Annotated in this window: 18 protein-coding genes; 9 read left to right on the top strand and 9 right to left on the bottom strand. The window is 68.7% G+C overall.

All coding sequences use genetic code 11. The features are described 5' to 3' along the window. Positions 1–94: 94 nt before the first annotated feature. Positions 95–712, bottom strand: coding sequence for a glutathione S-transferase family protein (locus QZM35_RS01260; RefSeq protein WP_069250828.1), 618 nt, complete (start codon positions 710–712; stop codon positions 95–97). Between the two features lie 88 nt (positions 713–800). Further along, complete coding sequence (locus QZM35_RS01255; RefSeq protein ID WP_089428263.1) at positions 801–1,169, bottom strand: hypothetical protein; 369 nt, start codon at positions 1,167–1,169, stop codon at positions 801–803. Between the two features lie 81 nt (positions 1,170–1,250). On the opposite strand from QZM35_RS01255, the gene QZM35_RS01250 reads away from it, so the two are divergent. After that, the gene (locus QZM35_RS01250; RefSeq protein WP_174976071.1) at positions 1,251–1,718 is read left to right on the top strand and encodes a MarR family winged helix-turn-helix transcriptional regulator; all 468 of its coding nucleotides are present in this window, start codon (positions 1,251–1,253) and stop codon (positions 1,716–1,718) included. A 36-nt stretch (positions 1,719–1,754) separates the two neighbouring features. Here the strand turns inward: QZM35_RS01250 and QZM35_RS01245 are convergent, their stop codons facing one another. Beyond that, a complete protein-coding gene (locus QZM35_RS01245) occupies positions 1,755–2,348 on the bottom strand; it encodes a TetR/AcrR family transcriptional regulator (RefSeq protein ID WP_089432181.1) in 594 nt (197 codons plus the stop codon). 118 nt (positions 2,349–2,466) lie between these two features. Between QZM35_RS01245 and QZM35_RS01240 the strand changes: the two genes are divergently transcribed. The 4 genes from QZM35_RS01240 to QZM35_RS01225 all read left to right on the top strand — a co-directional run bounded on the left by QZM35_RS01240 (position 2,467) and on the right by QZM35_RS01225 (position 5,843). Continuing rightward, positions 2,467–3,519, top strand: coding sequence for a trans-acting enoyl reductase family protein (locus QZM35_RS01240; protein WP_301775248.1), 1,053 nt, complete (start codon positions 2,467–2,469; stop codon positions 3,517–3,519). After that, positions 3,516–4,277, top strand: coding sequence for an isocitrate lyase/phosphoenolpyruvate mutase family protein (locus QZM35_RS01235; protein ID WP_301775247.1), 762 nt, complete (start codon positions 3,516–3,518; stop codon positions 4,275–4,277). Before QZM35_RS01240 ends, QZM35_RS01235 begins: the two co-directional genes overlap by 4 nt. 114 nt (positions 4,278–4,391) lie before the next feature. Beyond that, on the top strand, positions 4,392–4,949 hold the full coding sequence (locus QZM35_RS01230; RefSeq protein WP_089432178.1) for a carboxymuconolactone decarboxylase family protein: 558 nt from the start codon (positions 4,392–4,394) through the stop codon (positions 4,947–4,949). Positions 4,950–4,997: 48 nt separating this feature from the next. Beyond that, positions 4,998–5,843, top strand: a complete 846-nt coding sequence (locus QZM35_RS01225) for a helix-turn-helix domain-containing protein (RefSeq protein WP_301775246.1) — start codon at positions 4,998–5,000, stop codon at positions 5,841–5,843. Positions 5,844–5,873: 30 nt separating this feature from the next. Here QZM35_RS01225 and QZM35_RS01220 read toward each other — a convergent pair whose 3' ends face one another. After that, positions 5,874–7,085: an MFS transporter gene (locus QZM35_RS01220; protein WP_089428270.1), complete on the bottom strand. Its 1,212-nt coding sequence runs from the start codon at positions 7,083–7,085 to the stop codon at positions 5,874–5,876. 70 nt (positions 7,086–7,155) lie between these two features. On the opposite strand from QZM35_RS01220, the gene QZM35_RS01215 reads away from it, so the two are divergent. Then, positions 7,156–8,205 carry an AraC family transcriptional regulator gene (locus QZM35_RS01215; protein WP_089428271.1) on the top strand — a complete coding sequence of 350 codons (1,050 nt, stop codon included), beginning with the start codon at positions 7,156–7,158 and terminating at the stop codon, positions 8,203–8,205. Positions 8,206–8,281: 76 nt separating this feature from the next. Here QZM35_RS01215 and QZM35_RS01210 read toward each other — a convergent pair whose 3' ends face one another. Together QZM35_RS01210 and QZM35_RS01205 are read right to left on the bottom strand one after the other, a co-directional pair. Then, entirely contained in the window at positions 8,282–8,449 is a 168-nt protein-coding gene (locus QZM35_RS01210) for a hypothetical protein (RefSeq protein ID WP_174976067.1), read from the bottom strand. A gap of 56 nt (positions 8,450–8,505) precedes the next feature. Then, on the bottom strand, positions 8,506–10,428 hold the full coding sequence (locus QZM35_RS01205) for a DUF3857 domain-containing protein (RefSeq protein ID WP_301775245.1): 1,923 nt from the start codon (positions 10,426–10,428) through the stop codon (positions 8,506–8,508). 267 nt (positions 10,429–10,695) lie between these two features. Between QZM35_RS01205 and QZM35_RS01200 the strand changes: the two genes are divergently transcribed. Continuing rightward, positions 10,696–10,884: a hypothetical protein gene (locus QZM35_RS01200; protein ID WP_069250820.1), complete on the top strand. Its 189-nt coding sequence runs from the start codon at positions 10,696–10,698 to the stop codon at positions 10,882–10,884. 189 nt (positions 10,885–11,073) lie between these two features. Then, on the top strand, positions 11,074–11,232 hold the full coding sequence (locus QZM35_RS01195; RefSeq protein WP_179255077.1) for a hypothetical protein: 159 nt from the start codon (positions 11,074–11,076) through the stop codon (positions 11,230–11,232). A 136-nt stretch (positions 11,233–11,368) separates the two neighbouring features. Here the strand turns inward: QZM35_RS01195 and QZM35_RS01190 are convergent, their stop codons facing one another. After that, on the bottom strand, positions 11,369–13,339 hold the full coding sequence (locus QZM35_RS01190) for an APC family permease (protein WP_301775244.1): 1,971 nt from the start codon (positions 13,337–13,339) through the stop codon (positions 11,369–11,371). Between the two features lie 476 nt (positions 13,340–13,815). Here QZM35_RS01190 and QZM35_RS01185 point away from each other — a divergent pair, with 476 nt between their 5' ends. Beyond that, entirely contained in the window at positions 13,816–14,679 is an 864-nt protein-coding gene (locus QZM35_RS01185; protein WP_089432175.1) for a crotonase/enoyl-CoA hydratase family protein, read from the top strand. Positions 14,680–14,727: 48 nt separating this feature from the next. Here QZM35_RS01185 and pdeR read toward each other — a convergent pair whose 3' ends face one another. Further along, positions 14,728–16,731, bottom strand: a complete 2,004-nt coding sequence (gene pdeR, locus QZM35_RS01180; protein ID WP_089428273.1) for a cyclic di-GMP phosphodiesterase — start codon at positions 16,729–16,731, stop codon at positions 14,728–14,730. A gap of 564 nt (positions 16,732–17,295) precedes the next feature. Beyond that, positions 17,296–20,946, bottom strand: coding sequence for a hydantoinase B/oxoprolinase family protein (locus QZM35_RS01175; protein ID WP_301775243.1), 3,651 nt, complete (start codon positions 20,944–20,946; stop codon positions 17,296–17,298). Positions 20,947–20,989 lie beyond the last annotated feature (43 nt).

The raw sequence follows: 20,989 nt of genomic DNA, 5'->3' as shown, positions 1-20,989 counted from the left end.
CATCATCATGAAACGCGGCAAGACTGCCGCTCGCCGACCGCACCAACGTAACGGTCGGCCGTGCCGATGCAACGCATGACCGGCCGCCGCCCGTTCACGCCGCCTTGCGCGCGTCCGCGATCCGCTGCGGCGCCTTCGGCCGCGCATACAACCGTTCGAGATACGCACGCAACTGCGGAAACGGTTCGATCAGGTTGCACTCGCCCGCCCAGTCAATCAGGTAAGCCGTCACGCAATCGGCCACCGTCAGCGTGTCGCCGACGATGAATTCGCGCCCTTCGAGATGCTTGTCGAGGATCGCGGCCATCGTCCTGAAATCCTCGCGCGCCAGTTCGATGTCGGCCGGCGAGCGCTTCTCCGGTGGATAGATGAACGAGTGCCGCGTGATCCGCCACAGCGGCTGCTCGAGCTCCGTCACCGCGAACATGACCCACCGGTAAGCTTCGGCCCGCAGCGCCGGATCGACCGGCAGCAGTGCCTTCTCCGGGTACTTGTCCGCGAGATACAGTACGATCGCGGCCGATTCGGGAATCACGAGGTCGCCGTCCACCAGCACGGGCACCTTGCCGGCCGGATTGAGGCGCAGGAATTCGGGTCGCTTGTGTTCGCCCTGGAGCAGGTTCACCGAGATGAACTCGAAATCGGCATCCAGTTCCTTCAGCCCCCACAGCGCGCGTTGCGAGCGGGTGCCGGCAAATCCGTAAAGCTTCATCGCCAGTCTCCATCCAGAATGTCGGGAAAACGTCCACCTGCCGGCCACGGCGCATCGCCGATACACGGCGCCGGGCCTCGCGCGTCGTTCACGCGCCGGGAATCGCCAGCACCGGCATCACGTCGATCGCCACGCCCGGGAACAGCGTGAAATGCGGATGGCCTTCGAACAGCGCGGCCGCGGCTTCGTGCGAGGCCGCCCGCACGACGGTGAAGCCGCTCATCGCGTTCGCCGTGTCCTTGACACCGGCGGCATCGATGGTCTTCGTCTTGCCGAGCGGGCCGCCCATCTCGACGATCGCGTCGCGATGCCGGTCGACCCACGCATGCCATGCGGCGATGCCGTCGCGCTCGCGCGTGCGCCGCTCCTCGTCCGGCAGCGCCATCCACGCCTTCATCGCCGGGCTCTCCTTCGTCCCGAGAAATACCGCGAGATACAACTGCTGTTGAGCACTCATGCTGTCCCCTCCGGTGACGGACGCGACGGGCTGCCGCGCCTCGACCTTGACAAGATAGGTTGATATCAACACAATTGCAACATGGCACGAAAAGAAAAGCTCCCCTTCGAAACGACGCTGATGGTGCGCGATTGCTGCCTGTGCCTGCACATGCAGCGCGCGGCGCGCAATCTTGCGCGGATCTTCGACGATGTGCTGCGCCCGCTGGATCTCACCAACGGCCAGTTTTCGCTGCTGATGTCGCTGAACCGGCCCCAGCCGGCGCCGATGAAATCGGTCGCGTCGCTGCTCGCGATGGACCGCACCACGCTCACGGCCGCGCTCAAACCGCTCGAGCGGCGCGGCCTGGTCACGATCATCCAGGATCCGGACGACCGGCGCAGCCGCCTGCTCGAACTGACGCAGGCCGGCCACGACCTGCTGACCGAAGCGTTTCCACTGTGGCAGCAGACGCATGCCGAGATCGAACGGCCGTTCGCGCCGGGGGAAGTCGATCAGTTGCGCGGCCAGTTGCGCGCGCTGTCGGTCGATCCGGCCGCGCGCGACTGAACCGGACCGGCGCGCGGATCGCCGCGGCCGGGCGGCTTACTTGCGGCCCTTCTTCGGCAACAGCAGTTGCGCGAATTCCTGCAGGAACGCCACGGGCCCATGCGCATGCAACGCCTGCCCGCTGCTCAGCGCGCCGTCGATCACGGTCGCAAGCCGCAGCGCGAAGGTTTCCGGCTCGTCGACACCCATCGCATCCGCCAGCTCGGCCAGCCGGCGCCGCAATTCCTGCTTGTGCGCGACGGCCACCTTGCGGGCCGGATGGTTGCCGTCCGCGTATTCGGCGGCGATGTTGATCTGCGGGCAGCCGCGATAGCCGGGGCGCGCAATGCGCTCGCCGATCCATTGCAGCTGCGCGTCCAGTTCCTCGCGCGGCGTGCGTCGGTACTGCGCGGCCACCGCATCCCAATGCGCCCAGAAATCGGCGTCCTCGCGCAGCAGGAATGCTTCGATCAGGTCGTCCTTCGTCGTGAAGTAACGATAGAGGCTCGTCTTCGCCACGCCTGCCTGCGCGACGATCAGGTCTACGCCGACCGCGCGCGTACCCTCCCGGTAGAACAGCTCGCTCGCCGTCTGCAGAATGCGTTCGCGCGTATCGGGCGCGCTCCCTGGTGTGCCTGTTTCCTTTTTCATCCCGACCCGGCCTGGCTGGCCGCCCACTCCCTCAACAGTGAGCCGATCATAGCACCGCACGCTTGACGACGCTACAGGTCTGTACTATAAAACAGACCGTTCTGTATCGGAGTTGATCATGGATGATCGAATGACGGTTGCAGTCTATGGCGCCACGGGTCATACCGGGCGGTTCGTCGTCGCCGAACTGGCCCGGCGCGGCCTGCGCGCGATCCGCATCGGGCGCGACGCCGCGCGGCTCGCGGAGGACGGCGGCGATACGGCGCTCGCGCTCACGCGCGTCGCCGCGATCGACGATCCGGCCGCGCTCGACGCCGCATTGCGCGGCGCGGCCGCGGTGATCAACTGCGCGGGCCCGTACCTCGATACCGCGCTGCCGCTGGCCGATGCCGCGCTGCGGGCCGGCATCCCCTATCTCGACCTGACCGCCGAGCAGCCGTCGGTGCTGGCACTGGCCGAACACTGCGATGTGCGGGCGCGCGCGGCGGGCGTGACCATCGTGCCCGCCGCGGCGTTCTACGGCGGCCTGGCCGACCTGCTCGTCACGGCCGTCGTGGACCCGCACCAGCCGATCGAACGCGTCGATATCGCAACCGGGCTCGACCGCTGGCACCCGACGCGCGGCACGCGCGTGACGGGCGAACGCAATCGCGCGGTACGGCTCGTGCAGAAGGACGGGAAGCCGACGCCGGTGCCGTCGACCGCACGCGAACGCGCATGGCCGTTCCCGCCGCCGATCGGCCGCGTCGACGTGACGCTGCTGCCGTTTTCGGAAGTGATGACACTGTCGCGTCACCTGCGCATCGATACGATCGAATCGTGGCTCGCCACCGTCGCGCTGCGCGACGTGCGCGATGCCGCCACGCCGCCGCCCGAGGCGACCGACGCGTTGGGCCGCTCGGCGCAGCAGTTCGCGATGGACGCGATCGTCGTGCAGGGCGGCACGACGCACCGCGCGACGGCGTCCGGGCAGGACATCTACGCGGTCAGCGCACCGATCATCGTCGAGGCAGCCGTGCGCCTGATCGCGGGCGACACCGGGGTGTCGGGCGGCGTGCGCAGTCTCGGCGAGCTGTTCGACGCACGCGATTTCCTCGCGGCGCTCGATTCGGTGGCAGTATCGTTCGGCACGACAACCGATCCGGTTTTCAACCAGGAGACGCAAGCATGAGCAGCAATGAGAAAGGCGCATATTTCCGTTCGCTTCACCGTGCGGGCCAGCCGCTGGCGCTGTTCAACGTGTGGGACGCCGGCAGCGCGCGCACGGCGGCCGATGCGGGCGCCGTCGCACTGGCGACCGGCAGCTGGTCGGTCGCGGCGGCCAACGGTTTCGGAGACGGCGAGCAGATGCCGCGCGCGCTGATGATGGACGTGCTCGAGCGGATCACGCGCGCGACCAACCTGCCCGTCACCGTCGATCTCGAAAGCGGGTACGGCGAGCGGCCGGAAGATGTCGCCGAAACGATCGCGCTCAGCATCAAGGCCGGCGCGATCGGCTGCAACCTCGAGGACAGCTTCCCGGCGACAGGCGAATTGCGTGACGTCGACGCAGCAGCGGCTCGTCTCGCGGCAGCCCGGCAGGCCGCGGATCGCGCGGGCACCGACTATTTCATCAACGCGCGCACCGACGTGTTCTTCACGGCGCCGGCCGACACGCACGACGAACGCCTGCTCGACGCCACGCTGGCCCGCGCTCGCGCGTATGCCGCGGCCGGTGCCGATGGGCTGTTCGTGCCGGGGCTGGGCTCGCCTGCGCTCATTCGCGCGCTGACGGCCGCGTCGCCGCTGCCGGTGAACGTGATGCGCGTCACGGAGACGCCGACGCTCGCCGAATTCGCGGAATACGGCGTGGCCCGCATCAGCCACGGGCCGTATCCGTACCTGCAGGCGATGAAGACGCTGGCGGAGATGGTCAGGCAAGGCGGCTGAAAGCTTCGCGCGCATCGGATGATTACATCGCATGTAATTGGCACACGACACGGCCGCTCCTACGCTTCGGGTGTCGCGCCGCCATTCCGGCGGCGCTCCTCCCCCGGAGATATCATGTCCGCCTACCCGCTTCACACCATCGACTCGGCACCGGCCGCCTCAAAGCCCGTCCTCCTGCAGCTCCAGCAAACCTTCGGCATCGTCCCGAACATCGCCGCGGCCATGGCCGCGTCGCCGGTGCTGATCAACGGCTTCATCGGCCTGTTCGAACGCGTGCACGCGAGCAGCCTCACCGAGCCGCAGATCCAGACGCTCCTGCTCACCAACGCGGTCACGAACGCGAGCGAATGGCCGGTCGCGTTCCACACCGCGCTGGCGCTGAAACAGGGGGTGACCCACGCCGACGTCGACGCGATCCGCCACGGCGCCCTGCCCGGCGACCCGACACTGGCCGCGCTGTCGGCCACCGCACGCAAGCTGATCGACACCCGCGGCCGCCTGCCCGAGGCCGACCGGCAGGCGTTCCTCGACGCCGGCTTCAGCGCCGAACAGTTGCTGGAAGTGATCGCGGTGGTCGCTGCGTCGACGATCACGAACTACGTCGGCAGCGTGACGCAGCCCGCGCTCGAAGCGCCGTTCGACGCATTCGCATGGCAGGCGAACGCCGCGTGAGTCCGATATAGTCGATCGCGTCGCTCACGGAACGCCCTGGGAGGCACGATGAACGCCAGCCGTCGCGAACCGCACGCGCCGCCGCACGAACTCGGCCAGTTGCTGCGCTACTGGCGCGACGTGCGCGGCGTGAGCCAGCTCGACCTGTCGCTCGACGCGGGCATCTCGCAGCGCCAGATCAGTTTCATCGAAAGCGGACGCAGCGTGCCGGGCCGCGACACGCTGCTGACGCTCGCGCAAACGCTGGACGTGCCGCTGCGCGAGCGCAACGCGCTGCTGCTCGCGGCCGGGTATGCACCGGTGTATTCGGAAGCGCCGTGGGATGCGCAGGAGATGCAGGGCGTGATCGGCGCGCTCGAACGCGTCGTGCGCCAGCACGATCCGTTTCCGGCGATCGTGATGGATCGCCACTGGAACGTGCTGATGACCAACGACGCGGCGCCGCGCTTCTTTGGCTGCTTCATCGACATGGCCGCGCGCGACGGCCCGCGCAACCTGCTGCGCCTGATGTTCGATCCGCACGGCATGCGGCCGTTCCTGGCCGACTGGGAGACGGTGTCGCGCAGCCTGCTGCAACGCGTGCATCGCGAAGCGGTCGGCCGCGTGATCGACGACGAGACGCGGCAGCTGCTCGACGACCTGCTCGCGAGCCCCGATGCGCCGCGCGACTGGAAAACGCCGCCGGCGCCAGCCGCGGCACCATCACTGCCGGTCATCCCGATCGGCTTCGTGCATGAAGGCGTCGTGCTGCGTTACTTCTCGCTGGTCACGACGGTCGGGACGCCGCAAAGCGCCGCCGCACAGGAGTTGCGCATGGAATGCATGTTCCCCGCCGACGACGCGACCGAAGCGCGCCACCGGCAGTTGCTCGACACGCACGCCCCGGTGCGCTGAGCGGCGGGCCGGGCGGCCCGCCGGTGCAACTCATTCCGCCAGCGCGGACACCACGCCGACACGCTTGGGCACGCCGGTCACGATCGTCGCGACCGCGACGGCCAGCACGACGGCCGCGGCAACGAACACGCCGGCCGCCCCGTTCGCGTCGAACACGACGCCGCCGGCCGCCGCGCCCGTCGCGATCGCGAGCTGGATCGCCGCGACGATCAGCCCGCCCGCGCTCTCGGCCTCATCGGGCACGGTGCGCGTGACCCACGTCGACCAGGCGACGGGCACGCCGCCGAACGCCATCCCCCACAACGCGACGAGCACCGCGTCGATCATCGGCGCGCGGCCGAGTGCGACGAGCGCGACGCCGAGCACGACCATCAGCGCGGGCATGCCGATCAGCATCGGCCGCAACCGGTGTTCGAGCACGCGGCCGGCAAGCGACGTGCCGACGAAGTTCGCGATGCCGTAGCCGAGCAGGATCGCCGACAACCCGTTCACGCCGACGCCCGCGACCTGTTCGAGGAACGGCCGCAGGTACGTGAAGAACGCGAAGTGCCCGGTGAACACGAGGATCGTCGCGAACATGCCGAGGCCGACGGTCGGCCGGCGCAGCACGTCGATCAGCGTGCGCAGCCGCGTCGTGCCGCTCGGCGGCATCGACGGCAGCGTGAGGATCTGCGACACGAACGCAATGCCGCCAAGCGCAGCCGCGATCAGGAACACGTTGCGCCAGCCGATCAGGTGACCGAAGTAGCTGCCCATCGGCGCGGACGCGATCGTCGCGACCGCCACGCCGCTGAAGATGATCGACAGCGCACGCGGCACCATCGCCGTCGGCACGAGCCGCATCGCGGTGGCCGTCGCCATCGTCCAGAAGCCGCCGAGCGCGATGCCGAGCACGACGCGGCCGACCAGCAGCATTGCCAGGTTGGGCGCGAACGCGACCGCCAGGTTCGACGCGACGAGCAGCACCGAGAACACGAGCAGCACGCGCCGCCGGTCGATCGTGCGCGTCAGCGCCGAGATCAGCAGGCTCGTGACGAGCGCGACCGTCGCGGTGGCCGTGACGGCCTGCCCGGCCACGCCTTCGGTCACGCCGAGGCTGTCGGCCATCGGCGTCAGCAGGCTCGCCGGCAGGAATTCGGCCGTGACGAGCCCGAACACGCCGAGCGTCATCGCGAATACCGCGCCCCAGGCCGGTTCGCGGGGGGCCGCCGTCGAGGCGGCCGTGGAGGTTCCGGGATTCATGCGTGGTTCCGTGTCGGTTAGGGAAAGTACTGATGAGGGCGTATCGTAAGGAACCACGTCAGGACGGTCTATGACATACAATCCGTTCTTGTTGATCGTTCGTCCGAATCTCGAAATGTCCGAGCCCCTTCTGCCCCCGATTCCCGACGTGCACGACCTCGTCAGCGAGCTGCTGCTGGGGATGCGCCTGAGCGGCGTCCAGTACCGCCGCATCCAGGTCGCACGGCCGTTCGGGCTGAATTTCGGCCACGTGACGGGCCGCGCGCAGTTCCATTTCGTCGGGCGCGGGCCCGTGCTGCTGCGCGACGCGTCGGGCGCCACGATGCGGCTCGAAGCCGGCGACGCGATCCTGCTGCCGCACGGCGGCATGCACGCGCTGGTGTCCGACCCCGATGCACCGTGCCGCGAAATCAACGGCTTCGAGGTCGCGAAAATCTGCGATACGGTCGCGTCGGTGGCATCGGCCGGCGTGTCGCCCGCCCGTTGCGCGACGACCGAGCCGGGCGCCGGCGATGCGCTGATCTTCAGCGCGTGCATGGAGCTCGATCTCGGCGGCATGCAGCCGCTGGTCGGCACGATGCCCGAGTTCATGCACGTCGGCACGCTGCTCGCGCGCTACCCGGAAATCCGCCCGATGCTCGATGCCATGGAGCGCGAAGCGTGCTCGGCGCGCGCGGGTTTCGCGGGTATCCTCGCGCGGCTCGCGGATGTGGTCGCAGCGTTCATCGTGCGCGGCTGGGTCGAATGCGGATGCGGTGATGCGACGGGCTGGGTGCAGGCGCTGCGCGAACCGAAGCTCGGCCGCGCGATCGTCGCGCTGCATCGCGACCCGGGCCGCAACTGGAGCGTGGCGGAACTCGCGACCGAAGCGGGCGTGTCGCGTTCGGTGTTCGCCGAACGCTTTCTCGCGGCCACCGGGATGACGCCGGTGCGCTACCTGACCGAGCTGCGGATGCGGCTCGCCGCGCAATGGATCACGCGCGACCACGAGACGATCGAGGCCGTCGCGTACCGGCTCGGCTACGGCTCGCTCGCCGCGTTCAGCCGCGCGTTCAAGCGCGTAGTGGGCAAGCCGCCCGGCGCCGTGCGCGCGGACGGCGAGGTGCGCGTCGAAGCGTAGTGTGTGACGTGGCGCGCATGATGCCGGCCGCGCCATCAGGCGTCGTCGCCATCGACGTCACGCGTAATGGCAGCGTTCAGTCGCTGCGCGCTTCCAGCTTGTCGATCAGCGCCGTCGCGCACTGCACGGCAAGCGCCGCGCACTGCTCCACGTCCACGACCGCGCCGCTCGCCACGGTGCCTTGCACGATCCGGCCCAGCAATTCCTTCGAGAGATCGGCGATCTCGTGATCGCGTTCCGTCATGATGTCCCTCCTGCGCGTCGACCGAATGCATCGACGCGCTCACGTTCCCTGCCCGTTCAGCGCCCTTTCGCCCGCACGACGATCTGCGCCTGCGTGTCGCGTTCGATGCGCTCGAGCGACGCGCGCAGCGCCGTGAATTCGTCCGCCGTACACACCTGGCGGCCGAAATCCGCCGTCATTCGCCGCGTGACCTGCACGACGCGCGCGGCCGCGTCGAATACGTAATGCGACGTGAAGTCGACGAAGCGGTCGTGCACGGCCGTATCGGCCGGCAGGTCGGTCACCGCGACGTCGGCCGGCAGCGCGATCTGGCCGGTCTCGTCGAACGCGCCGCCGATGCAGCCCCACGGCTGCGTGCGCACGGGCTCGGCGAGCCAGTTCTCGACCTGCGTCGCGATGCCGCCCGTCAGGCTCGACAGCGCGGGCAACGCGGTCGTGCCGTCAGGCCACACGAAATGATCGAGCGTGCCCGACATCGTCACGTCGAATGGCCCGTCGGTGACGCGCCGGTCACTGGTCGACAGCTGCGCGCGACCTCGCAAGCCGCTTTGCCGCAGCCGGTTGTTCGCCAGCTGCGCGATGCCATCGGGCGTCGCGCGGCGAAACAGGTTGCGTTCGAGCTCGGCCGTCCAGCCGTCGTCCTCGGTGTACGCGTGAACACGCGTGGCGCCCGGTCCCGCGGCGTCGATCTCGACCCGCGCGATGCGGGCGCGCGGTTGCGTGGCCGGCGTACGCGACAGCACGCTCGTGTCGACCAGCAGCGCGGGACGGTCCATCACGATCGGCGGCAGATAGCCGAACGCGATGCCGGCCGTCGTCGTGTCCGCATAGCGCGCGAGATCGGGCAGCCACGTGATCGCGTGATTGATCGCACCGCCGCCGTAGCCGGGCACCGACGCCAACGTGTAGACGGACCCGAGATTGAGCAGCACCGGCTCGCTGCGGATGCCGACCGCCGCGAGCAGCGCGCCGAACAGCGCGACATGATCCTTGCAGTCGCCGTAGCGGTTGCGCAGGATGTCCGTCACGCGATGCGGCGCGGCGGCCGTTTCGCCGAGAAACAGCCCGACGTAGCGGATGTTCGCCTGCACCCAGTCGTACAGGATGCGCGCCTGGTCGTGCGGATCGGCGACACCCGTGGTGAGCGTGCGCGCCAGCTGCGCGACGGCCGGATCGTCCGCGCCCGGATCGACGGCCGCGTTGCGATAGCGCGCGGCGAACGCCGCGTAGTCGGGCAGCGTCGACACGACGAGCCGGTCGCCGTAGGTCGCGTAGCCGACCGCGCCGCTTTCGATGCGGTCGTACGGGCCGTGCCGGTAGTCGAATTCGTAGCGCGTGCGGCCGTTCGCGGTGACCGGCGGCAGCGCGACGTAGCCGTGCGCATCCGCGTACAGCGGCATGTCGGCCGGCACGTCGAAGATCAGCCGCTGGCGGTCGACCGGCTCGCGCGACGGCTCCACGGTATAGCCGAAGTAGCCGCGGTTGACCGGCTTCGTGCGGGTCTTGCGGAACGCCACGCGCGTGCTCGACCCGGCTTCGACGCCGGGAAACACGACGGTGCGCAGCAGCCCGTCCTGGAACGTCGGCGCGCCGGCCGAGCGCGGTTCCTGCACGTCGCGGATGCTATCCGCGCCGACCGGATGCGCGACGCCGTCGCGGTCGATCGTCTCGGCCGCGAGCAGGTCCACCTTCTCGAGATTCTTGTCGAACCACACGTAGCGCTGGGCGATGGCATCGATGCCGTTCGCGTCGTTCGCGCGCAGCGTCGAATCGTCGTGCTCGTCGAGCGAGCCGTCGTGCTGGATCACGAATTCGTGGACGTCGCTGACGATCGTGACGGGCGCTGTGTCGCCAGCATCGACCGTATCGGCCGCAGCCGGCCGCACGGCCGCGACGACGCCGAATGCGACGACGCACGCAAACGCAAAACCGGTCGGTCGGGAAAGAAAACGCACCACGTCGCGCTCGTTTCGGAACATGGCGGCAACACACCGGCACGGACGATCCGCGCCGCGCTCACGCGCGCCTGTCGCACGCCGCCTTGCAGCCCAGTGTGGGTGACGCATCGGCGAGCGTCAAGCGACGCGCGGCGATGCGGCACGGTCGCGCCGCGAGGCGCCGCACACACGCGCAATTGACGGCTGGCGCAACCTATAATCAAATCAGGTCACATTGCGTGCGCGATCTCGCCAGGACAAGCGCCGTCTCGACGAACGCGGCGTGCCCAACATGGGCAAGGAGGCATCATGGCCGTGATCAACAGCGATTTCGAAACCGGCTTCCTCGTGGTGCTATTCACGCTGCTGGGCGTGATCCTGTTCGGCGCGCTGCTGACGAAGCTGCATCTCGGGCGGTGGCATCCGAAACTGATCGGCGCCGCGATCGGCGCGCTCATCGGTATCCTGCTGGTCGAAGCCGTGCCGATGCTGACGTGACGGCGATCCGCCGCGCACGGCGGGATGCGCGGCGCGGCCTTCATTCATCCGATCAAATGCCGCGCAAGCCCGCTCATCCGATCCGTGAGGTCGGACACGAACGCCCGCGCGCCGGCGGCTTCATCCCCGCAGGCTGACCCCAACCACGGCGCTCACCTGGCGCGCAACCTCCTCCCGATCGGAGGCGACATGGTGGAACACGACCTCGTCTCGACCCTCGTCCTGCTTGCGGTCGTCATGCTTGCCGCGCTGTTCTTCGCGGAAGGGCGCAGCCGTAATCGGATTCGCGGCCAGTTGCAGCGCAAGCGCGCACGGCGGCCGCGTTCGCATACGCATCGTCATCCGTAACGCGCCGACGCAGTGCGCCGCACGGAAGGCCGGCCGTCATGCGCGCGTCGTTCGAGCGTACGACGCAAGACCGCCGGCGGAGGTTCGACCCGCAGCGGGCACGACAAAAAACCGCGTGCGGTCCTGCCGCCCGCCGCTACCCGACGTTCATCGGCAACAGCACCATCTGCTTGCCCTCGACGTGCAGGCGCGCCTGCAGCTCGACGGGCGTCTGGTTGTGCAGCCAGGCCGTGAGGAAATTCACGCGCCGGAAGATCAGCTTGCTCGCGAAGCACACGGCGTTCGGGTATTCGTCGAGCGTCGACGAAGCCAGGTTCATGAATTCGACGACGGGATTCGTGCCGAACGCGATCCGGTAGTCGGCTGCGATGCCGTTGCGGCGGCAGTGCGCGACATAGTAGTCGAGCGCTTCGGTGATCGTGTGCCGCAGCCGCTCGAGGTGTTCGTGACCGTCATACGCCTTCGCGTCGACTTCGCCGACCGCGAGGAAGATCACGTTGCGGAAGTGCCCGGGAAACAGCCGGTTGACCCACAGCAGCGCGTGCATGCTCGCGCCGCGATGCTTGCCGACCAGCAGCACGGCCGTCGGCTGAGACGGGTCGGGCTTGCCCGGCGCGGTGGCCTCGTCGACTTCGGGCGGCTTGCCCGAGAACAGCGCGTCTTCCTTCGCGAGCTGTGCACGCGTATAGGCGTAGTGGCGGTTGATCATGAAGCACAGCGCGATCACCGCGCTCGTCACGAGCACCGTGAGCCAGCCGCCCGCCGTGAACTTCTCGATCAGCGTGATGACGAGCACGGTTGCCGTCACGCTCAGCCCGAGTGCCGACAGGAAGAAGTGCTTGAACCAGCCCTGCTCGCGGCGATGGCGCCACCAGTACGTGCACAGCCCGAGCAGCGACAGGCTGAACGTGAGGAACACGTTGATGCTGTACAGCACGACGAGCACGTCGACGCTGCCGTGCGTCCACAGGAGGATCAGCAGGCTCGACAGCCCGACGACGATGATGCCGTTCTGCCGCACGAGGCGCCCCGACAGGTCGCGGAAATGGCGCGGCACCCACGAATCCGACGCCATGTTCGACAGCACGGCCGGCCCGTCGAGGAAGCCGGTCTGCGCGCCGACCATCAGCAGCCCGGCTTCGAACGCGAGCACGGCCGCGAGCAATGCGTGGCGCGCGAAGGCCGAGCCGAGCCCGAGATGGTCGATCACGCTGCCGAACACGACCGCGTTGAGCGTCTGGCCTTCGACGGGCCGGGCGTGCCACAGCATGTACAGCAGGATGATGCCGCCGGCCGTGAACGCGAGCGACGTCGACATGTACCACATGGTCACCTTGCCGTTCGGCACGCGCGGGTCAGCGAGCATGTTCACGTTGTTCGACACGGCCTCGAGGCCCGTGTAGGTGCCGCCGCCGAGCGAGAACGCGCGCATCAGCAGCGCGAGCATCACGAATACGCCGAGCGACTGCGACATGCCGTGCGCCTCGTGCACGGCATCGGGCACGATCATCGCGAGGTTGCTGCCGTGCACGGCGACCCCATAGACGATCAGCGCGAAGTGCAGGATCACGAAGCCGATGAAGATCGGCAGCAGCACCATGATCGATTCGCGCATCCCGCGGAAGTTGAGCCCCGTCATCAGCACGATCAGCACGATCTCGGTCGTGAGCTTGAACGCCTGCGCGCTGACCGGCAGCAGGCTGAAGAACGCGTCGACCCCGCTCGCGAGCGACGTCGCGACGGTCAGCACGTAGTCGACCAGCAACGCGGCGCCCGACACGAGCCCCGGCTTCGAGCCGAGCAGCGACGTCGCGACGCGGTAGCCGCCGCCGCCCGTCGGGAACAGCTCGATCACCTGGTTGTAGCCGAGCGCGATGATGAACACGGTCGCCGCCGTCGCGAGCGCGAGGAACAGCGCGAGCGGCGTGTGGTGCGCCAGCGCGAGGAACGCTTCTTCCGGGCCGTAGCACGACGACGACAGGCCGTCGGCGCCGAGCCCGACCCAGGCCAGCAGCGGCGTCACGGCGATCGCATGCCGCGTGCGCGGATCGAGCGGGTCGAGCGGCTTTCCGACGAGCAACTGCCACACTTTCTGGAACGTGGTCATGGTCCCCTCCCGCACGCCCGGTGCCACGCGCGGCGTGATCCTTTAAAGCTAATCGACGCACGGGCGCGGCGCCAGTCCGCATCTTCCATAGGGGCCGCACGGCGGCCCGGCACCGCTTTCAGCATGTAAGCGGACAACGCCGGCGGCCGCGCGCCGGATCGGCCGTTTACACGCATCCGCGCGACACGGCGAACCTGCCCGGCTAGCGTTCAGGCCGCCTTCACACGCCTGCCGGCTCCGCCCGACGCGCCGCCCACCTTGGCCCGATACCGGCCGGCCGTGCGCGCCGCCCCCTTCCCCACCCGCACCGATGCGACCGGCACCCGCGTCCCGGTCGTGCGTGGTTCCTCGCAATTCGACTTTTGTGCGCGCGCAACAATGGCGATGCCTCGCGCCCGGCGCCCTGCAGGACACTCGCCTCCCGCTCGGCACCGGGCGCGACGGTCTTCAAAAACCACATCTCACGAGGACATACCATGCAACTCCAATCCCATCCCGCGTGCCGCCCGTTTTATGAAGCCGGCGAACTCACGCAACTGACTGCCTTTTATGAAGAGGGACGTAATGTCATGTGGATGATGCTGCGATCGGAGCCGCGGCCGTGCTTCAACCAGCAACTCGTTACCGACATCATCCATCTCGCGCGCGTCGCACGCGATTCGGGCCTGCCGTTCGACTTCTGGGTGACGGGCTCGCTCGTCCCCGAGCTGTTCAACGTCGGCGGCGACCTGAGCTTTTTCGTCGACGCGATCCGCAGCGGCAAGCGCGACCTGCTGATGGCCTATGCGCGCTCGTGCATCGATGGCGTGTACGAGATCTACACGGGCTTCGGCACCGGGGCGATCTCGATCGCGATGGTCGAGGGCAGCGCGCTCGGCGGTGGCTTCGAGGCCGCGCTCGCGCATCACTACGTGCTCGCGCAGAAGGGCGTGAAGCTCGGGTTTCCCGAGATCGCGTTCAACCTGTTCCCGGGCATGGGCGGCTATTCGCTCGTCGCGCGCAAGGCCGATCGGGGTATTGCGGAGCAACTGATCTCGACCGGTGAAGCGCACGCCGCCGAGTGGTACGAGGATCGCGGGCTGGTCGACCAGACGTTCGACGCGGGTGACGCGTATCTCGCGACGCGCACCTTCATCGACGTGACCAAGCCGAAGCTGAACGGCGTGCGCGCGATGCTGCGCGCACGCGAGCGGGTGTTCCAGCTGACGCGCTCCGAGCTGATGGACATCACGGAAGCCTGGGTGCATGCGGCGTTCACGATCGAGCCGAAGGACCTCGCGTACATGGAACGCCTCGTGATGCTGCAGAACCGGCGCGTGTCGAAGCTGCGCACGGTGTAATGCGACGGGCGCCGCCGCTCGCCGGCGGCGCCCGTTCGTGAACGAGGCTCAGGCGATCAGCCTGAGCTTCCTCGTCTCCGCGAGCCACGCCTCGAACGCCTGGGCCGGCATCGGGCGGGCGTAGTAGTAGCCTTGCGCATGATCGACGTCGAGCTGCTTGAGGAATTCGGCTTCCGCATGCGTTTCGACGCCTTCGGCGACCACCGCGAAATTCAGCGCCTTCGCGAGCGACACGACCGAGCGCACCAGCGCCTGCGAGCGCGGATTGCGGTCGATGCCCGTGATGAAGCTGCGGTCGAGCTTGATCGCGTCGAGCGGCAGGCGCGACAACTGCGACAGCGACGAATAGCCGGTGCCGAAATCGTCGAGATGGATCTCCGCGCCGAGCTGGCGGAACTGTCGCATCAGCCCGTTGGCCGCATCCTCGTCCTCGATGAAGCAGCTCTCGGTCAGCTCGATGTCGAGCAGGCCGGGCTTGAGCCCCGCGGCGTCGAGGATCGACGCCAGCTGGTGCACGATGTTCATGTCCTGCAGCTGCCGCGCGGACACGTTCACCGCGATCCGGATGCCGAGCCCCTTCGCCTTCCAGGCGGCGGCCTGCGCGGCCGCGGTACGCATCACCCAGCGCCCGAGCGGCGCGATCAGGCCCGACTCCTCCGCGAAGCGGATGAACTCGACCGGCGCGACGAGCCCGCGATCGGGCGACTGCCAGCGGATCAGCGCCTCGACGCCGTGCACGTCGCCGGTCGCGATATCGACGACCGGCTGGTAATGCAGCACGAACTGCTCCTCTTCGAGCGCCTTGCGCAGGTTCGTGTCGAGCCACATGTACTTCGCGACCTTCTGGTTCATCTCCAGCGAGAACACGCGATACGTATGCTTGCCCTCTTCCTTCGCGACGTACATCGCGGTATCCGCGCTGCGGATCAGCGTCTCGAGCGAATCGCCGTGCTGCGGATGCATCGCGATGCCGATCGAGCAGCTCGTGTAGACCTCCATCAGCCCGAGATGAATCGGCGTGCGCAGCCGTTCGAGAATGATCTGCGCGGTCGCTTCGAGCAGCGGCCGCGTGCCGTGCTCGAACAGCACGAGGAATTCGTCGCCGCCGAGCCGCGCGAGCGTCGCGCCGGACGGCAGGCAGCCGCTGATGATCGCCGACACGTCCTGCAGCAGCCGGTCGCCGGTGATGTGCCCGTAGTGATCGTTGACGCGCTTGAAGTTGTCGAGATCGAGGAACAGGATGCCGACCTGCCCGCGCGTCGCGGCGGTCTCGGCGGCGATCGCCGCGTGGATGCGCTCGCTGATCGCATGGCGATTCGGCAGGCCGGTCAGCACGTCGGTGTTCGCGAGCTCGATGAGCCGCTGCTGCGCGCTGCGCTCCTCGGTGATGTCGATGCCCGAGCAGATCAGGAACTGCTCGTCGACGCCGCTGCCGCTCTGCACGAACTTGTTGCGGAACTGGAACAGGCGCGGCCCGTTGACCGTGTTGATGTAGCGCTCGACCGCGAACGAATGGTTGCTCGCGAAAAATCCCGTGATGTTGCTGCGCGACTGCGCGCCCTGCTCGGGGGTCATGAACAGCTCGAACGCGCTGCGGCCGATCACGTCGACCTCGCGCTTGCCCGTCACTTCCTCGCACAGACGGTTGAAGCGCTGCACCATCCCGTTGCGGTCGAGGATCACCACGAGCGAATTCACTTCGGACACGACCTGCTCGGCGAACGCGAGCCCGTGCGCGAGATCGCCCGCGACGGACTCGGCATCCGAATAGGCGGACGCCGTGCCGGCCCAGTTGGTCGTGTCGACCTTCCGACCGACGAGATGGAGCTTGACCGGTTCGCCGAACAGCGCGATGTCGAGCACCAGGTGCGACGTGACACCGGTCAGCGCGCGGATGCACGCGGCCTGTTCGACCGTCAGCGCGACGGCGACGTTGGTCAGGCCGCGGACGGCCGCCAGTTCGAGTGCGTTGCTGTCGCTGCCGAGACGCCAGCAGGGGCTGCGCGTACCGACGTGCGCCTCGAGCACCGCGCTATCGTTTTCGTCATCCATGGAGACGCCCCGATCCAGAAAAAACGCACAGTGTAGACGGAGGCGAGCCGGCCGGCCGCCGTGCCGGGGCGCGCGTGATGCGCGTCCGGCAAGGCGGCCGTGAGTGCCGTGATGATGGGCCTCGTCCCGTACTTGTTTCCCGCTAATGCGACCCGGCGTTCGCGCGTCATGCGCGCAGGTGCTGCCTAACGAATGATGAGAGCCATCTTATCAAATGACGATCAGGATTGGCACTCACATTTAGAGCAGAGTGTCAAGGAATTGGGACTCGATTGGCAAGCCGGATCTTTCATGATGGGCAGGCGGCTCAATCGCGGTCGCGGCGGTGCGCAACGGGTTCGGCGAGTCGGGCCGAGCGCCCCGCCAGGCGGGCGTTTGCGGCTGATTTCAGGATTCGGCGGCAATGCTTTGGCCCGCGCGTGGCGACAGGGTCGGATCGCCCTCCGGCGACCCGACTTTCCGTCGAATTTGATTCCTTTGGTGCGTCAATGCGCAGCTTTATTCCACAGTCCGTTGCAATGCCGTTCGAGCACCGGCGCGGCACGCCGGCACCAGCTGCCCGGCTCAGCCCGCCGCGCCGTATCCGCCGCCGCCCGGCGTTTCGACGACGAATACATCACCCGGCGCCATCTGCGCGCGGCCGATATGGTCGAGCGCCTCGACCGTGCCGTCCGCGCGCTCGATCGTGTTGCGGCCGAGCGCGCCGGCCTCGCCGCCCGCCGCGCCGAACGGTGCGTGGATCCGGTTGTTCGACAGGATCGACGCGGTCATCGGCTCGAGGAAGCGAATCCGCCGCACCGCGCCGTCGCCGCCGCGCCAGCGCCCGCCGCCGCCCGACCCGGCGCGGATCCGGTGCGAGTCGAGCCGCACCGGGTAGCGCCATTCGAGCACCTCCGGATCGGTGAGCCGCGAGTTCGTCATGTGCGTCTGCACCGCGCCGACGCCCGCGAACCCGTCGCCGGCGCCACTGCCGCCCGCAATCGTCTCGTAGTACTGGTAGCGATCGTTGCCGAATGTGAAGTTGTTCATCGTTCCCTGGCTCGACGCGACGCAGCCGAGCGCGCCGTACAGCGCGTTGGTGATGGCCGACGACGTCTCGACGTTGCCCGACACGACCGCCGCCGGATACTCGGGGTTCAGCATCGAGCGGGCGGGCACGATCACCGTGAGCGGCTTCAGGCAGCCGGCGTTCAGCGGGATGTCGTCGCCGACCAGCGTGCGGAACACGTACAGCACGGCGGCCATGCACACGGCCTTCGGCGCGTTGAAGTTGTTGTCGAGCTGCGCGGACGTGCCCGTGAAATCGATTTCCGCGCGCCGCGCCGCCCGGTCGACGCGGATCGCGACGCGAATCTCCGCGCCGTTGTCGAGCGGGTAGCGGTACGCGCCGTCCTGCAGCGCGCCGATCACGCGCCGCACGGCTTCTTCCGCGTTGTCCTGCACGTGCCCCATGAACGCGAGCACGACGTCGCGGCCGAACTGCGCGACCATCCGGCGCAACTCGTCGACGCCCTTCTGGTTCGCGGCGACCTGCGCGCGCAGGTCGGCCATGTTCTGCTCGACGTTGCGCGCCGGGTAGCGGCCCGATGCGAGCAGCGCGCGGGTTTGCGCATCGCGCAGCGTGCCGGCCGACACGAGCTGCCAGTTGTCGATCAGCACGCCCTCCTCGTCGATGTGGGTCGAATCGGGCGGCATCGAGCCCGGCGTCGTGCCGCCGATGTCCGCGTGGTGGCCGCGCGAGCCGACGTAGAACAGCGGCGCGTCCGACCCGTCCGCGAACACCGGCGTGATGACCGTCACGTCCGGCAGGTGCGTGCCGCCGTGATACGGGTCGTTCAGCATGAACACGTCGCCGTCGCGCATGCGGCCGCGGTTGCGCTCGATCACCGTGCGGATGCTCTCGCCCATCGAGCCGAGGTGCACGGGCATGTGCGGCGCGTTCGCGATCAGGTTGCCGTCGCCGTCGAAGATCGCGCACGAGAAGTCGAGCCGCTCCTTGATGTTCACCGAGTACGCGGTGTTCTGCAGCCGCAGCCCCATCTGCTCGGCGATCGACATGAACAGGTTGTTGAAGATCTCGAGCCGCACCGGGTCGGCATCGGTGCCGAGCGAGCGGCGCGTCGGCAGCGGCGTCGTGCGCGTCAGCACGAGGTTGCCCTGCGCGGTCATCTGCGCGCGCCAGCCGGGCTCGACGACGGTCGTGCCGTTCTGCTCCGCGACGATCGCCGGGCCGTCGATCGCGTCGCCGGCCAGCAGCGTGTCGCGCACGTAGAGCGCCGCGTCGTGCCATTGGCCGCCGGAATGGAAGCGCACCGCGGAATGGGCGCGCGGCGCGGCATCGTCGCCGTTGCCCGCGTGGCGCGGCGCGAGCGGGGCGATCTCCACCGGCGCGTCGGAGCGGCCGATCGCCTCGACCGACGCGAGCTCGGCGACGAGCGGCGTGCCGGGCATCAGGAACGCGTAGCGCTGCCGGTAGGCGGCCTCGAACGCGTGCTGCATCTCGGCGACGCTGCCGGCCGGCACGTCGAGCGCCGAATCGGTGCCCTGGTAGCGCAGGTGCACGCGCCGCTCGGTCGCGATCCGCTCCGGCGGCACGCCCTGTTCGAGCAGCGCGCCGACGGCCTCGTCGGCCAGCCGGTCGAGCGCGGCATTCAGCGCCGGCAGCGAATCGTCGGACAACACGGCCTCGACCGCGCGCTCGCGCATCGCGGTCTGGTCGGCGAGGCCCATCCCGTATGCGGACAGCACGCCCGCCAGCGGATGCGCGAACACCTGCGTCATGCCGAGCGCGTCGGCGACGCCGCACGCGTGCTGGCCGCCCGCGCCGCCGAACGTCGTCAGCACGTAGCGCGACACGTCGTGGCCGCGCTGCACGGAAATCTTCTTGATTGCGTTCGCCATGCTGCCGATCGCGATTTCCAGGAAGCCTTCGGCGAGCGCCTCGGGCGTCTCGCGCCGCCCGGTCGCCGCGTGGATCTCGTCGGCGAGCGCGGCGAACTTCGCGACCACGCCGTCGCGGTCGAGCGGTTCGTCCGCGTGCGGGCCGAACACGCGCGGGAAATGATCGGGCTGGATCTTGCCGAGCATCACGTTGCAGTCGGTCACCGTCAGCGGGCCGCCGCGCCGATAGGCGGCCGGCCCCGGGTTCGCGCCGGCCGACTCTGGCCCGACGCGCAGCCGCGCGCCGTCGAAGCCGAGCACCGAGCCGCCGCCCGCGGCCACAGTATGGATACTCATCATCGGCGCGCGCATCCGCACGCCGGCCACCTGCGTCTCGAACACGCGCTCGAACTCGCCGTGATAGTGCGACACGTCGGTCGACGTGCCGCCCATGTCGAAGCCGATCACGCGCTCGAAGCCGGCCGCCTGCGCGGCGCGCACCATCCCGACGATGCCGCCGGCCGGGCCCGACAGGATCGCGTCCTTGCCCTGGAACGCATCGGCGCGCGTCAGCCCGCCGCTGCTCTGCATGAACTGCAGGTTCACGCCCGGCATCTCGTGCGCGACCTGCTCGACATAGCGGCGCAGGATCGGCGACAGGTACGCGTCGACTACCGTCGTATCGCCGCGCGACACCATCTTCATCAACGGCGACACCTCGTGCGACACCGACACCTGCGTGAAGCCGATGCGGCGCGCCAGGTCCCCCAGCGCGCGTTCGTGCGCGGTGTAGCGATAGCCGTGGATCAGCACGATCGCGAGCGCGCGCACGCCCGAGTCGAACACGCGGCGCAGTGACGCTTCGGCGCCCTGCGCATCGAACGGCACGACGATTTCGCCGTGCGCGCCGATGCGCTCGTCGATCTCGACGACGGCCTCGTACAGCGCGTCGGGCAGCACGATGTCGAGATCGAACAGGCGCGGCCGGTTCTGGTACGCGATGCGCAGCACGTCGCGAAAGCCGCGCGTCGTCGCGAGCGCCGTGCGTTCGCCCTTGCGTTCGAGCAGCGCGTTGGTCGCGACCGTCGTGCCCATCTTCACCATGTCGACGCGCTCGGGCGTGATCGGCTCGCCGGCCGCGAGGCCGAGCAGGTGGCGAATGCCGGCCACGGCCGCGTCGCGGTACTGCTCGGGGTTCTCCGACAGCAGCTTGTGCGTGACGAGCGTGCCGTCGGGCCGGCGCGCGACGATGTCGGTGAAAGTGCCGCCGCGGTCGATCCAGAATTGCCAGCGTGCGGCGTCGGACGGAACGGAGGAAAGGTGTCGGTCTGTCATGATGTCGGGTCGATGCGTCGTGGAATCGAGGGATGAGCGCCGC

The sequence above is a fragment of the Burkholderia sp. AU45274 genome, from assembly GCF_030482505.1.
Lineage (GTDB): Bacteria > Pseudomonadota > Gammaproteobacteria > Burkholderiales > Burkholderiaceae > Burkholderia.
Note: the sequence above shows the minus strand (reverse complement) of the source record. Positions and strands in the feature narration are given on the sequence as shown.

Bases quoted from the DNA above. Each gene is read 5' to 3' on its own strand.
- QZM35_RS01260 (WP_069250828.1), bottom strand. From the start codon at position 712: ATGAAGCTTTACGGATTTGCCGGCACCCGCTCGCAACGCGCGCTGTGG.
- QZM35_RS01255 (WP_089428263.1), bottom strand. From the start codon at position 1,169: ATGAGTGCTCAACAGCAGTTGTATCTCGCGGTATTTCTCGGGACGAAG.
- QZM35_RS01250 (WP_174976071.1), top strand. From the start codon at position 1,251: ATGGCACGAAAAGAAAAGCTCCCCTTCGAAACGACGCTGATGGTGCGC.
- QZM35_RS01245 (WP_089432181.1), bottom strand. From the start codon at position 2,348: ATGAAAAAGGAAACAGGCACACCAGGGAGCGCGCCCGATACGCGCGAA.
- QZM35_RS01240 (WP_301775248.1), top strand. From the start codon at position 2,467: ATGGATGATCGAATGACGGTTGCAGTCTATGGCGCCACGGGTCATACC.
- QZM35_RS01235 (WP_301775247.1), top strand. From the start codon at position 3,516: ATGAGCAGCAATGAGAAAGGCGCATATTTCCGTTCGCTTCACCGTGCG.
- QZM35_RS01230 (WP_089432178.1), top strand. From the start codon at position 4,392: ATGTCCGCCTACCCGCTTCACACCATCGACTCGGCACCGGCCGCCTCA.
- QZM35_RS01225 (WP_301775246.1), top strand. From the start codon at position 4,998: ATGAACGCCAGCCGTCGCGAACCGCACGCGCCGCCGCACGAACTCGGC.
- QZM35_RS01220 (WP_089428270.1), bottom strand. From the start codon at position 7,085: ATGAATCCCGGAACCTCCACGGCCGCCTCGACGGCGGCCCCCCGCGAA.
- QZM35_RS01215 (WP_089428271.1), top strand. From the start codon at position 7,156: ATGACATACAATCCGTTCTTGTTGATCGTTCGTCCGAATCTCGAAATG.
- QZM35_RS01210 (WP_174976067.1), bottom strand. From the start codon at position 8,449: ATGACGGAACGCGATCACGAGATCGCCGATCTCTCGAAGGAATTGCTG.
- QZM35_RS01205 (WP_301775245.1), bottom strand. From the start codon at position 10,428: ATGTTCCGAAACGAGCGCGACGTGGTGCGTTTTCTTTCCCGACCGACC.
- QZM35_RS01200 (WP_069250820.1), top strand. From the start codon at position 10,696: ATGGCCGTGATCAACAGCGATTTCGAAACCGGCTTCCTCGTGGTGCTA.
- QZM35_RS01195 (WP_179255077.1), top strand. From the start codon at position 11,074: ATGGTGGAACACGACCTCGTCTCGACCCTCGTCCTGCTTGCGGTCGTC.
- QZM35_RS01190 (WP_301775244.1), bottom strand. From the start codon at position 13,339: ATGACCACGTTCCAGAAAGTGTGGCAGTTGCTCGTCGGAAAGCCGCTC.
- QZM35_RS01185 (WP_089432175.1), top strand. From the start codon at position 13,816: ATGCAACTCCAATCCCATCCCGCGTGCCGCCCGTTTTATGAAGCCGGC.
- pdeR (WP_089428273.1), bottom strand. From the start codon at position 16,731: ATGGATGACGAAAACGATAGCGCGGTGCTCGAGGCGCACGTCGGTACG.
- QZM35_RS01175 (WP_301775243.1), bottom strand. From the start codon at position 20,946: ATGACAGACCGACACCTTTCCTCCGTTCCGTCCGACGCCGCACGCTGG.